This window comes from Nocardioides fonticola (assembly GCF_039536805.1).
In the GTDB taxonomy this organism is placed as follows: Bacteria; Actinomycetota; Actinomycetes; order Propionibacteriales; family Nocardioidaceae; genus Nocardioides; species Nocardioides fonticola.
Genome location: NZ_BAAAZH010000014.1, coordinates 147,738 through 160,057, shown reverse-complemented (window position 1 = coordinate 160,057; position 12,320 = coordinate 147,738). Strand labels below are relative to the sequence as shown.

The 12,320-nt window shown below is 71.5% G+C and carries 11 protein-coding genes; 3 read left to right on the top strand and 8 right to left on the bottom strand.

Annotated elements, in window-relative coordinates; translation table 11 throughout:
* Window positions 1-6 precede the first annotated feature (6 nt).
* The gene (locus ABD671_RS11415) at window positions 7-351 is read right to left on the bottom strand and encodes a DUF2200 domain-containing protein (protein WP_344733490.1); all 345 of its coding nucleotides are present in this window, start codon (window positions 349-351) and stop codon (window positions 7-9) included.
* Between the two features lie 64 nt (window positions 352-415).
* On the opposite strand from ABD671_RS11415, the gene ABD671_RS11410 reads away from it, so the two are divergent.
* Window positions 416-1,036, top strand: coding sequence for an FMN-binding negative transcriptional regulator (locus ABD671_RS11410; protein ID WP_344733488.1), 621 nt, complete (start codon window positions 416-418; stop codon window positions 1,034-1,036).
* A complete protein-coding gene (locus ABD671_RS11405) occupies window positions 1,033-1,488 on the top strand; it encodes a GNAT family N-acetyltransferase (protein ID WP_344733486.1) in 456 nt (151 codons plus the stop codon). Before ABD671_RS11410 ends, ABD671_RS11405 begins: the two co-directional genes overlap by 4 nt.
* Here the strand turns inward: ABD671_RS11405 and ABD671_RS11400 are convergent.
* Window positions 1,475-3,439 carry a TIGR03960 family B12-binding radical SAM protein gene (locus ABD671_RS11400; RefSeq protein ID WP_344733485.1) on the bottom strand — a complete coding sequence of 655 codons (1,965 nt, stop codon included), beginning with the start codon at window positions 3,437-3,439 and terminating at the stop codon, window positions 1,475-1,477. The genes ABD671_RS11405 and ABD671_RS11400 overlap by 14 nt on opposite strands.
* 34 nt (window positions 3,440-3,473) lie before the next feature.
* Entirely contained in the window at window positions 3,474-5,126 is a 1,653-nt protein-coding gene (locus ABD671_RS11395; protein WP_344733484.1) for an MDR family MFS transporter, read from the bottom strand.
* A gap of 33 nt (window positions 5,127-5,159) precedes the next feature.
* Here ABD671_RS11395 and ABD671_RS11390 point away from each other — a divergent pair, with 33 nt between their 5' ends.
* Window positions 5,160-6,290, top strand: a complete 1,131-nt coding sequence (locus tag ABD671_RS11390) for a calcium:cation antiporter (RefSeq protein ID WP_344733483.1) — start codon at window positions 5,160-5,162, stop codon at window positions 6,288-6,290.
* Between the two features lie 20 nt (window positions 6,291-6,310).
* On the opposite strand, the gene rodA is transcribed toward ABD671_RS11390, so the two are convergent.
* Genes rodA through ABD671_RS11365 form a run of 5 tightly spaced genes read right to left on the bottom strand, consistent with a single transcriptional unit; the run spans window position 6,311 to window position 12,181 of the window.
* The gene (gene rodA / locus ABD671_RS11385; protein ID WP_344733482.1) at window positions 6,311-7,525 is read right to left on the bottom strand and encodes a rod shape-determining protein RodA; all 1,215 of its coding nucleotides are present in this window, start codon (window positions 7,523-7,525) and stop codon (window positions 6,311-6,313) included.
* A gap of 3 nt (window positions 7,526-7,528) precedes the next feature.
* Window positions 7,529-9,655 (bottom strand): penicillin-binding protein 2, encoded by a 2,127-nt coding sequence (gene mrdA / locus ABD671_RS11380; protein ID WP_344733481.1) that lies wholly within the window; start codon window positions 9,653-9,655, stop codon window positions 7,529-7,531.
* The gene (gene mreD, locus ABD671_RS11375) at window positions 9,652-10,176 is read right to left on the bottom strand and encodes a rod shape-determining protein MreD (RefSeq protein ID WP_344733480.1); all 525 of its coding nucleotides are present in this window, start codon (window positions 10,174-10,176) and stop codon (window positions 9,652-9,654) included. Before mreD ends, mrdA begins: the two co-directional genes overlap by 4 nt.
* The gene (mreC, locus tag ABD671_RS11370) at window positions 10,173-11,153 is read right to left on the bottom strand and encodes a rod shape-determining protein MreC (RefSeq protein WP_344733479.1); all 981 of its coding nucleotides are present in this window, start codon (window positions 11,151-11,153) and stop codon (window positions 10,173-10,175) included. The genes mreD and mreC overlap by 4 nt, the downstream gene beginning before the upstream one ends.
* Window positions 11,153-12,181 carry a rod shape-determining protein gene (locus tag ABD671_RS11365; protein ID WP_344733478.1) on the bottom strand — a complete coding sequence of 343 codons (1,029 nt, stop codon included), beginning with the start codon at window positions 12,179-12,181 and terminating at the stop codon, window positions 11,153-11,155. Before ABD671_RS11365 ends, mreC begins: the two co-directional genes overlap by 1 nt.
* Window positions 12,182-12,320 lie beyond the last annotated feature (139 nt).

Below are 12,320 nucleotides of genomic sequence, written 5' to 3'. Positions count from 1 at the left end.
GCCGGATCAGGCCGAGCGGAGCACCTTCTCCAGCGGGCGCCCCTTGGCGAGCTCGTCGACCAGCTTGTCGAGGTAGCGGATGCTCCGCATGAGCGGGTCCTCGACCTCCTGCACCCGCACACCGCACACCGAACCGGTGATCAGTGACACCTCGGGCGGGAGAGTGGCCGCAGCGAAGAAGTCGGCGAAGGTGGTGCCGGCATCGAGGTGTCGCTGAAGCGCATCGGAGTCGAAGCCGGTCAACCAGGTGGTCACCTCGATCAACTCGGCCTGGGTACGGCCCTTGCGCTCGACCTTGGCCACGTAGGCGGGCCACACGTCCGCGACGGGCACGGCGAAGACTCGGTGCACCCCGCCACCGTAGGGGCCGGGAATCCGCGCGAACAACCGCCTTCTCCCCGCCTAGGGTGCTGGCATGTACGTACCCCGCTCGAACGCCGTCGATGACGACGCTCGGATCAGGGAGTTCGTGCGCACGGCGGGAGCGGCCGACCTCGTCTCCGTCGGCTCCGACGGCGTGCCGACGGCCACGCTGCTGCCGATCGTGTGGAACGGAAGCAGGGTCGTCGCGCACTTCGCCCGCGCGAACCCGCACTGGAGCCACCTGCGGGACGGCGATCGGGTGCTGCTCATCGTGAACGGCCCCCAGGCCTACGTGACGCCGACCTGGTACCCGACCAAGCAGGAGCACGGACGCGTCGTCCCGACGTGGAACTACACCTCGGTGCACCTGACCGGCACCGTGCGGATCCTCGAGGACGACGCCGACGTGCGCGAGGCGGTGCGACTGCTCACCGAGCTCCACGAGTCCCCCCGCACCGACCCCTGGGACCTCGACGATCCGCCGCCGGGCTTCATCGACGGCATGCTGCGCGCGATCGTCGGGGTCGAGATCACCGTCGAGCGGGTCGAGGCCAAGGCCAAGCTGAGCCAGAACCGCTCGGACGCCGACCGTGCCGGCGTCATCGCCGGCCTCCGCGGCGAGGACGACGTCCGCGGGGAGCACCGCGTCGCGGCCCTCATGGACGAGGCATGAGCCCGATCGAGACACCGTTCCTGATCCGACCCGCCACCGGCGACGACGTCGACACTCTGCTGGCGCTGTGGGAGATCGCCGCCGAGAACGACGCCCGTCCGGTCGACACCCGCGAGGCCGTCGAGCGACTCCTCGAGCGCGATCCCGGGGCGTGCCTCCTGGCGGTCCTGGAGGGCGGGAACGACCCGATCGGCTCCATCATCGCCGGCTGGGACGGCTGGCGTGCCCACCTCTACCGGCTCGCCGTCCATCCCGAGCATCGTCGTCGGGGCATCGCCCGCGCCCTGCTGTCTGCGGCCGAGGAGGCCCTGGTCGAGCACGGTGCAACCCGGGCCGACGCGATGGTGCTGAGCAGCAACACCCTCGGTCGGCAGCTGTGGTCGGGCCTCGGCTACACCGAGCAGCAGGAGTGGCGCCGCTGGGTGAAGCCGCTCGAGCTCAGACCACGCTGAGCGGCAGCAGCGTCTGCCCCGTCGGCCCGATCTGGATCTCGGTGCCCATCTCCGGGCACACGCCGCAGTCGTAGCACGGCGTCCAGCGGCAGTCCTCGACCTCGACGTCGGCCGAGCCGTCGGCGACGGCGAGGGCGTCCTCCCAGTCGGCCCACAGCCAGTCCTTGTCGAGCCCGGAGTCGAGGTGGTCCCACGGGAGCACCTCGTCGTAGCCGCGCTCGCGGGTGGTGTACCAGGCGACGTCGACGCCGGTGCCGGCGAGCGCGCGCTCGGCGCACTCCATCCAGCGGTCGTAGGAGAAGTGCTCGCTCCAGCCGTCGAAGCGGCCGCCGTCGCGCCAGACCTCCTCGATGATCCGGCCGACCCGGCGGTCGCCGCGCGAGAGCAGGCCCTCGACGATGCCGGGCTTGCCGTCGTGGTAGCGGAAACCGATGGCGCGGCCGTACCGCTTGTCGGCGCGGACGTCGTCGCGCAGCTTGCGCAGCCGCTCGTCGGTGGTCTCGTGGTCGAGCTGGGCGGCCCACTGGAACGGCGTGTGCGGCTTGGGCACGAAGCCGCCGATCGAGACGGTGCAGCGGATGTCGTTGCGGCCCGACACCTCGCGGCCGGTGGCGATGACGCGCTTGGCGAGCTCGGCGATCTGCAGCACGTCCTCGTCGGTCTCGGTGGGCAGGCCGCACATGAAGTAGAGCTTCACCTGACGCCAGCCGTGCGAGTAGGCCGCCGCGACGGTGCGGATGAGGTCGTCCTCGGTGACCATCTTGTTGATCACCTTGCGCATGCGCTCGCTGCCACCCTCGGGGGCGAAGGTGAGGCCCGAGCGGCGTCCGTTACGCGAGAACTCGTTGGCCAGCGTGATGTTGAAGGCGTCGACGCGGGTGCTCGGCAGGCTCAGCGAGACGTTCGACCCCTCGTAGCGGTCGGCCAGCCCGCTGGCGATCTCGCCGATCTCGGTGTGGTCGGCGCTGGAGAGCGAGAGAAGGCCGACCTCCTCGAAGCCGGTCTTGCGGATGCCGTTCTCGACCATCGCACCGACGGTCTCGATCGAGCGCTCGCGCACCGGGCGGGTGATCATGCCGGCCTGGCAGAAGCGGCAGCCGCGGGTGCAGCCGCGGAAGATCTCGACGCTGAAGCGCTCGTGCACGGTCTCGGCCAGCGGCACGAGCGGCTTGCGCGGATAGGGCCAGGCGTCGAGGTCCATCAGCGTGTGCTTGCGCACCCGCTCGGGGATGCCCGGCACGTTCGGCTCGACGGCGGCGATGGCGCCGTCGGGGCCGTAGGAGACGTCGTAGAAGCGCGGCACGTAGACGTTGCCGGACGCCGCGAGCCGGCGCAGCAGTTCCTCGCGCGGGCTCGGCATCGACCCGGGCGGCCGGCCCTCGGCCTTCCACTCCCGCACGACCTCGGAGATCGCGAGCACGACCTCCTCGCCGTCGCCGAGGACGGCGGCGTCGACGAAGTCGGCGATCGGCTCGGGGTTGAAGGCGGCATGCCCGCCGGCGACGACGACGGGGTCGTCGGCACCGCGGTCGACGGCGTGCAGCGGGATGCCCGCCAGATCGAGGGCGTTGAGCATGTTGGTGTAGCCGAGCTCGGTGGAGAAGCTCAGGCCGAAGAGGTCGAAGTCGCGCACCGAGCGGTGGGCGTCGACGGTGAACTGCGGGATGCCGTTCTCGCGCAGCACCTTCTCCATGTCGGGCCACACGGCGTAGGTGCGCTCGGCGACGATCCAGTCGCGCTCGTTGAGCACTTCGTAGAGGATCTGCACGCCCTGGTTGGGCAGGCCGACCTCGTAGGCGTCGGGGTACATGAGCACCCAGCGCACCGTCTCGCCCTCGGGAGCGCAGTCCCACTCCTTCACTGTGGAGTTGAGCTCTCCCCCGACGTACTGGATCGGCTTGGAGACACTCGGCAGGAGCGGCTCGAGCTGGGGGAAGAGGCTCGCAGACATGGCCCCAATTCTACGGGGCCATGTCGCGACGGGCTCATTCCTGCGGAGCAGCGGGGACGCCGGCCGGCGCGGCGGCACGCGCCGCGGACGCCGAGGTGTCGCGCAGCCGCACCTGCGGCATGAACCACACGACGATGAAGGCCAGCAGCGAGGTGCCCGCGGCGCAGAGGAACACGAGGTCCATCGACTCGGCGAAGCCGACCTTGAACGGGTGCGCGATGACCGGGTTGAGCTTCTCGATGATCGAGGAGTCGTCCTGCACCTTCTGGGCCAGGCTCGGGTCGAGGCCCTGGCCTCCGGCGGTGGCCTGCTGCCAGGCCGCGGTGGTGCTCTCCTTGGCGATCGCCGAGCGGATGTTGTCGCCGACGGTGCTGAACAGCAGCGAGAGGAACACGGCCACACCGAGCGTGCCGCCGATCTGGCGGAAGAACGTCGAGGAGCTGGTGGCGACGCCGATCTCGGTGGGCGGCACCGAGCTCTGCACGATGAGCAGCAGCGGTTGCATGCAGTTGCCCAGCCCGATGCCGAGCACGAACATCGCGGCCATCACCAACGGCAGCGCCGTGTCGGCGGTGGTGAAGGAGAGCAGGAGCAGCCCGACCGTGACCAGGGCGGTGCCGATCAACGGGAAGGGCCGGACGACGCCGGTGCGGCCGATCAGCCGCCCCGCGCTGATGGAGGCGATCATCATGCCGACGACCATCGGCAGCATCAGGAAGCCGGACTCGGTCGGCGAGGCGCCGTGCACGATCTGCATGTAGAGCGGCAGCAGCATGATGCCGCCGAACATCGCAGCACCGACGACGACGCTGGCGGCGATGGTGACCGCCGCGGCGCGGATGCGGAAGATGCGCAGCGGGATGAGGGCGTCGTCCCCCATCGCGCGCTCGGCGAGCACGAAGGCGACCAGTCCGACGGCGGCGATCACGAAGCAGGTGATCGAGCGACCCGACGACCAGCCCCAGACGCGGCCCTGCTCGGCGACGGTGAGCAGCGGGATCAGGCCCAGCGTCAGGGTGCCGGCGCCCCACCAGTCGATGCGGATGCGCCGCGCCGGCGGGGTGTGGTGCACGTGCAGGGTGCGCAGGACGACGAAGAGCGCCACGATGCCGATCGGCACGTTGACCAGGAACACCCAGCGCCAGCCGCTCATGAACAGCAGTTCGTCGCGCCCGGCGAAGAAGCCGCCGATGACCGGGCCGAGCACGCTCGAGGTGCCGAACATCGCCATGAAGTAGCCGCTGTAGCGGGCGCGCTCACGCGGCGAGACGATGTCGCCGATGATCGCCAGCACCAGGGTGAACAGACCACCGGCGCCCAGGCCCTGGAAGGCGCGGAACGCCGCGAGCTGGTACATCGAGGTGGCGAAGGAGCACAGCGCCGAGCCGAGCACGAAGACCGTGATGGCGAACATGAACAGCTTCTTGCGGCCGTACAGGTCGCCGAGCTTGCCGTAGATCGGCGTGGTGATCGTCGAGGCGATCAGGTACGCCGTCGTCACCCACGCCTGCACCGACAGCCCCTGGAGGTCGTCGGCGATGGTGCGGATCGAGGTGCTCACGATCGTCTGGTCGAGGGATCCGAGGAACATCCCGAGCATGAGGCCCGAGAGGATCGTCAGAACTTGGGCGTGCGTGTACTCGCCGGCGGGCGCCGCCGACTGCTCCTGAGCGAATTCGGTTGCCATCAGCAACCAACCATACCTCCGTAGGGTGAGCCCATGAGCGCGAGGACGACCAGCCGCCCGCCCTGGACCGCCCTGGCGACCTGGACCACCTGGATGCCGTTGGCCTCCCTCGTCGTCCTGGCCGCGAGCTGGGGGCGGCACCCGGGTCACGTGGTCAACGCGCTCATCGCGATCTTCCTCATCGGCGCGGTGCTCGCCGCCGTCCACCACGCCGAGGTCGTCGCCCACCGGGTCGGCGAACCGTACGGATCGCTCGTGCTGGCGGTCGCGGTGACGGTGATCGAGGTGGCGCTGATCGTCACCCTCATGGTCACCAGCGACAAGGACACCGCCACCCTGGCCCGCGACACCGTCTTCGCCGCGGTGATGATCACCCTCAACGGCATCGTCGGCCTCGCGCTCGTGGTCGGCGCCCTGCGCCACCACCTGGCGGTCTTCAACGCGGAGGGGTCGGGCTCCTCGCTCGCCACGGTCGTGACGCTCGCGGGCCTGACCCTGGTGCTGCCGACCTTCACCACCAGCGCCGAGGGGCCGGAGTTCACCGGCGCCCAGCTGACCTTCGCCGCGCTCGCCTCGGCGGCGCTGTACGGCATGTTCGTCTTCACCCAGACCGTGCGGCACCGCGACTTCTTCCTGCCCGTCCCCACCGGCGTGCCCGGGCGCGACCCGGTCGACGAGGACGGCGACGGGCACGCCGATCCACCGTCCACCCGCACCGCCCTGATCTCCCTCGGCCTGCTGGTCGTCGCCCTGATCGCGGTCGTGGGACTGGCGAAGGTGGAGTCGCCGGCCATCGAGGACGCCGTCGCGGCGGTCGGGTTCCCCGGCGGGTTCGTCGGCGTCGTCATCGCGCTGCTGGTGCTGCTGCCGGAGTCGATCGCGGCCGTGCGCGCGGCGGCCCGCGACAAGGTGCAGATCAGCCTCAACCTCGCCTACGGCTCGGCCATGGCCTCGATCGGCCTGACCATCCCCGCCATCGCGATCGCCAGCATCTGGCTCGACGGCCCGCTCGTGCTCGGCCTCGACGGCACCCAGACCGTGCTGCTCGCGATGTCGGTGATCGTCTCGGTGCTCACCGTGGTGCCGGGCCGCTCCAAGCCGCTCAACGGCGGCGTCCACCTGGTGCTGCTCGCCGCCTACGTGTTCTTGTCGATCAAGCCCTGATCGGCGTCCGCGCGGGGAGCTCAGGCGTACGCGACGCCGCGGCGCGCCACCAGCGCGGCCCGCAGGTGGATGTTCTGCAGCAGTCCGACGGCCAGCATCGAGGCGAACAGCGAGCTGCCGCCGTAGCTGACGAACGGCAGCGGGACGCCGGTGACGGGCATGATGCCCAGGCACATGCCGATGTTCTGGAAGGCCTGGAAGCCGAACCAGCAGGCGATGCCGGCGGCCGCGACCCGGCCGAAAACGTCGTCGGTGCGGGCCGCGATGCGCAGCGCACGCCACAGGACGATTCCCAGCAGCAGGATGAGGGCGGCGGCGCCGACCAGGCCGAGCTCCTCACCGGCGACGGTGAAGACGAAGTCGGTGTGCTGCTCGGGCACGAACCCCGACCGGGTCTGCGAACCGCCGAAGAGCCCCTGGCCGAAGAGACCGCCGTTGCCGACGGCGATGCGGGCCTGCTCGACGTTGTAGCCCGCGCCCCGCGGATCGAGGTCGGGGTTGAGGAAGGCCAGGAACCGGTCGACCTGGTAGGGCTTGAGCACGCCGCCCACGACCGCAGCCACGGCGGCGAGGACACCGCTGAGACCGAGCAGGGCCAGCCAACGGCGCGGCGCGCCCGAAGCCGCCAGGACGCCGAGCACGGTGGCCGTGAGCACGAGGGTGGTTCCCAGGTCGGGCTGGCTGATGATGAGCAGCGCCGGGACACCGGCCACCGCGAGCATCAGCAGCACCTCCACGGTGCCGACGGTGGCGCGCCAGCGCCCGGCCGCGCGCTCGGCGAGCACGAGCGCCATCCCGATGATGACGGCGAGCTTGGCGAACTCCGAGGGCTGGATCGACATGCCGCCGAGCACCAGCCATGAACGCGAGCCGTTGATGGTCGAGCCCATCACCAGCACGAGCACGAGACCGACGATCGAGGCCAGGTAGACCAGGGGCGCGGCGATCCGCACCCAGCGATGGTCGGCGACGAGGACGACGGCGAGCAGCAGCAGGCCTATGGCGACGTTGACCAGTTCCTTGCCGAGGTAGGCCGTGGAGTCGCCGCCGGTGAGATCGGTGCGGTGCGAGGTGGCCGACCATACGAGCAGCGTGCCGAGAGTCGTGAGGGCCAGGACGCCGAGCAGGAGCGGCCAGTCGAGCGCGCGCCAGCTCGGCACGGGCCGGGTGGCGGTGCTGCGGTGGCGCAGTCCCTGGCGTACGACCGGGGCGGCGCGGCCGATGACGGTGGCCAACGTTCAGTCCTCCTCGCGGGCGGGCGGCAGGATGGCGCCGTCCTGGGTGAAGGTGGGCAGGCCGGACGGCGGCGTGGTGCCGGGGATCGCGGCCTTGCGCGGGTCGACCTTCTCGCCGTCGACGCCGTAGAGGCTCTCCCAGATGGCGCGCACCGCCGGGCCGGAGGTGCCCGAGCCGGTGCCGGCCTGGCTGACCATCATCACCACGACGTAGTTCTCGTCGTAGGAGGCGATCCAGGACGTCGACTGCTTGCCGTAGACCTCCGCCGAGCCGGTCTTGCCGTGGATGTGCACCTGGTCGAGCGGGAAGCCGACGAACCTCCAGGCGAGCGTGCCGGTCTTCGGCGTGCCCAGCAGCGCCTGGTTGACGTAGCGCAGGCTCGCGGCCGACGCCTTCAACCGGCCGGCCACCTTCGGGGCGATGCGCTGGAGCACCTCGCCGTCGGAGCCGACGATCGCCTTGGCGACCCGCGGCTCGTACAACGTGCCGCCGTTGGAGATCGCGGCGTAGGCCCGGGCCAGCTGGAGCGGGGTGACGAGGGTGTCGCCCTGCCCGATGGAGAAGTTCACGGCGTCGCCCGCGCGGTAGTAGTTGCCCTCGAGGCAGAACTCGTGGGCGAAGACGTGCAGGAAGTCGTTCGGCGCGCTCTTCTCGGCGTCGATCTTGCAGTAGTAGCCCTTCATCGCCTTGTAGTAGGCGAGCTTCCAGCGGCGGTCGGCGATGCGCCCCGCGGCCTCCCCGGGGAGGTCGACGCCGGTGGGGCTGCCGAAGCCGAAGTCCTTGGCCTCCTCGACCAGCGGGTCCAAGGCGTCGACGTCGGTCGGGTCGGAGCCGTACTTGTTCCAGAACGAGAGGCCGACCCGGTAGAAGAAGGTGTCGCAGGAGATCTGGAGCGCGCGGTCGAAGCCGATCATCCCGTAGCTGGCCGACTCGTAGTTCTTGAACAGGCGGCTGCCGACCTGGAGGTTGCTGGAGCAGTCGAGGCGGGTGCTGGGACTGAAGCCGTTGTTGAGCGCGCCGACGGTCATGATCGGCTTCCAGGTGGAGCCCGGGGCGAACTGACCCTGCGTGGCGCGGGCCAGGAGCGGGTTGTCGGCCTGCTTGGAGTAGAGGTGGGACAGCTGCTTCTGGCTGATGCCGCCGACCCAGACCGACGGGTCGTAGGTGGGCTGGCTGGCCATCGCGACGATGCGACCGGTCTTCGCCTCCATCACCACGGCCGCGCCGGAGTCGGCGACGTAGTTCTTGTGGGTGACCGGGTCGTAGGTGCGCCGGGCGGTCGCGATGGTCTCGGCCATCTGCTTCTCGACGACCGACTGCACCTTCGCGTCGATGGAGGTCACCAGGGTGTCGCCCGGACGCGCGGCCACCTCGCCGTCGTCGCCGAGCACGCGACCCATCGAGTCGACCGCCACCGAGCGGTAGCCGGGCATCCCCCGGAGCCACTCGTCGTACTCCTTCTCCAATCCGGCGCGCCCGACCGACGAGGCGCCGTTGAGGGAGGTGTCGCCGTCCTTCTCCGCCTCGCTGAGCTCGTCCTCGGTGACCGGGCTGAGGTAGCCGAGCACGTGGGCCAGGTTGACGCCGTACGGGCTGGGGTAGTCGCGCACGGCCTGCTGATCGGCGACCACGGAGGGGAAGTCCTCGGGCTGCTCGAGGATGCGCAGCGCGACCCGCTGCGAGACGTCCTCGGCCACCGGCACGGGCTGGAAGGGCGAGCCGTTCCAGCACACCCCGGTCTTCGCCTCGGCGGCGCCGCAGTCGAGGAGCCGGGCGCGCACCTGGCGCACGGGCACGTCGATGACGTCGGCGAGCCGCCCGAGCACGCGGTCGCGGCCCGCCGTCCCGAGCTTGCCGAGCGTGGTGCGGTCGATCGAGACGACCCACGAGGTGCGGTTGGTGACCAGCGGTCGGCCCTGGTCGTCGACGATGAGGCCGCGCTGCGGCTGGACGACGATGTCGCGCACCGACTGGGAGGCGGCCTGGGCACTGTAGGACTCCCCCGTCATCACCTGGAGGTAGTACAGGCGCCCGAGCAGGGTGGCGAAGAGGGAGAAGACCAGTGCCTGGAGCACGATCAGCCGCAGCCGGCTGCGGCGCGCCCCGGCGTTCTCGACCGTCGGCTTCATCGCAGGCGTCCGGGCTCCACCGCGAGCCGGGCGAAGCCGCGCAGCAACGGCGGGACGACGAGCGGGGTCAGCGCGAGGTCCCAGACCACGCCGACCGCGATGACCGGGAGCACCTCGCCCACGCTGAGCGAGGAGTCGCCGAGCAGCATGCCGGTGAAGGCGAACACCGAGGTGCCGACGAAGGAGCAGGCGGCCACCGTGGCCAGGGTGGCACCCACGGACGGACGGGCGGTGGGCAGCTCGGCGCGCACGCGCCCGGCGAGGTAGCCGACGACGACGAACGCCAGCGCCCAGCGTCCGACGAGGTGGTCGGAGGGCGGCACGAGGTCGAGGAACGCGCCGGCCAGGAAGCCCATCACCATGCCGCTCTGGGCGCCCCACGTGAGCGCGGCCGCGACGACGACGAGGAGCGTGAGGTCGGGGCCGATGCCGCGCCACGCGAGATGCGGCACGAGCGCGACCTGGAGGAGCGCCGCGACGACGACGGCCAGCGCGATGCCGGCGGTGCGCAGGAGGCTCATCGGGCGTCCCCTCCCCCGCGCACGGCCGGGCTCAGCGAGCCGTCGGCCTGGATGACGCCGCGGTCGGAGACGGTGCCGGTGGGCACGATGACGCCGACGAGGTCGAGGGAGCCGAAGTCGACGAAGGGGTCGAGGACGGCGCGCTGGGAGGTCTCGCGCACCGAGGAGTAGACGTGGGTGACGCGGCCGATCGGCACGCCCGCGACGAAGGGCCCGGCGGTCTGCCCCTGGCTGCCCCAGGTGACGACGAGGTCGTCGCGCGCGGGGACGGCGCGCTGGTCGACCAGTTGCAGGTCGAGGCGGGTCTCGGCGCCGATGCCGCCGTGGCCGCGCACCGTGCCGACGTCCATCGTGGCCGCGACCCGGCCGCCGACGACGGCGTCGGCGTCGGTGATGAGCAGCACCGTGGCGGTGGTGCGGGTGACGTCGAGGACGCGGCCGACCAGGCCGCCGGAGGCGACGACGGTGAGGTCGCGGCGCAGGCCGGCGTCGGAGCCGGCGTCGATCGTGACGGTGTCGGAGAACGACTGGCCAGGACCCATCGCCACCACGTGCGCGGGCACCATCGCGTAGCCGAGGTCGCCGGCCAGCGCGGCCAGGCCGTCGTACTCGCGCAGGCGGGCGGCGTCGTACGGGGCGGTGGCCACCTGGGCGCGCAGCGCCGCGTTCTCCTCCTCCAGCCTGGCGACGTCGTCGCGCAGGCCGGACTGGGTGCGCACCCAGGACGGCAGGCCGGTGAGTGGGGAGACCAGGGTCGACACCCCGGTCTCGGCCGGCCCGACGACCGACGCCACGCCGTGTCGTACCGGGTCGAGGGCACCGGCCTTGTCGAGGGTCATCAGGCTGGCGCTGGCCAGCACGAGCGCGACGATGAGCGAGCGCGGCGGGGTGGGCGGGCGGTCGTCGCCCCACCGGCGTCCGCGCGAGGACGCCGCGGCCGGGCGCTCGGCGCGGGGGCGGAAGTCGAGCAGCGTCATCAGTACCGCCGGCCCTCGCTGACGAGCACCTGCTGGAGGGCCTCGAACTCCTCGACGCACTTGCCGGCGCCGTGGGCGACGGAGGTGAGCGGCTCCTCGGCGATGTGCACCGGCATGCCGGTCTCGTGGCGGATGCGCTCGTCGAGGCCGCGCAGCAGGGCGCCGCCGCCGGTGAGCACGATGCCGCGGTCCATGATGTCGCCGGCCAGCTCCGGCGGGGTCTGGTCGAGGGTGGTGCGGACGGCGTCGACGATCGCGTGCAGCGGCTCCTCGAGCGCCTGGCGCACCTCGGCGGCCGAGACGACGACCGTGCGCGGCAGGCCGGAGACGAGGTCGCGGCCGCGGATCTCGGCCTCGGGCTCGTCGCGCTGGGGGAAGGCCGAGCCGAGGGTGATCTTGACCTCCTCGGCGGTGCGCTCGCCCAGCAGCAGCGAGTACTCCTTCTTCATCCAGTTCACGATCGCGGCGTCGAGGTCGTCGCCGGCGGTGCGGATGGACAGGCTGGTGACGATGCCACCGAGGGAGATGACGGCGACCTCGGTCGTGCCGCCACCCACGTCGACGACCATGTTGCCGGTGGGCTGGTGCACGGGCAGCCCGGCGCCGATGGCCGCGGCCATGGGCTCCTCGACGATGTAGACCCGGCGGGCGCCGGCCTGGTAGCCGGCCTCCTTCACCGCGCGCTGCTCGACGGCGGTGATGCCGGAGGGCACGCAGATGACCATGCGGGGCTTGGTGAAGTGGCGGCGGCGGTGCACCTGCTGGATGAAGAAGCGCAGCATCTGCTCGGTGGCCTCGAAGTCGGCGATGACGCCGTCCTTGAGGGGCCGGATGGCGGTGATGCCGTCGGGGGTGCGCCCGAGCATGCGCTTGGCCTCGTGGCCGACGGCCAGGACCTCGCCGGTGGCGGTGTGGAGCGCGACGACGCTCGGCTCGTCGAGGACGACGCCGCGGCCGCGGGCGTAGACCAGCGTGTTGGCGGTACCGAGATCGACGGCCATGTCACGACCGAGGAAGCTGTTGGCCATGGCGCCCCTCACAACGCGTGCGGACCCGGGGAAGTCGGGCCACGTGCGCACGCCTCCACCTGGCCCACCGCGAGCCTAGGGACGCAGGCGCCCCGATCGGCGCAGGCACGCCGGGGCGGGAGTGACGCGTGTGACGGGA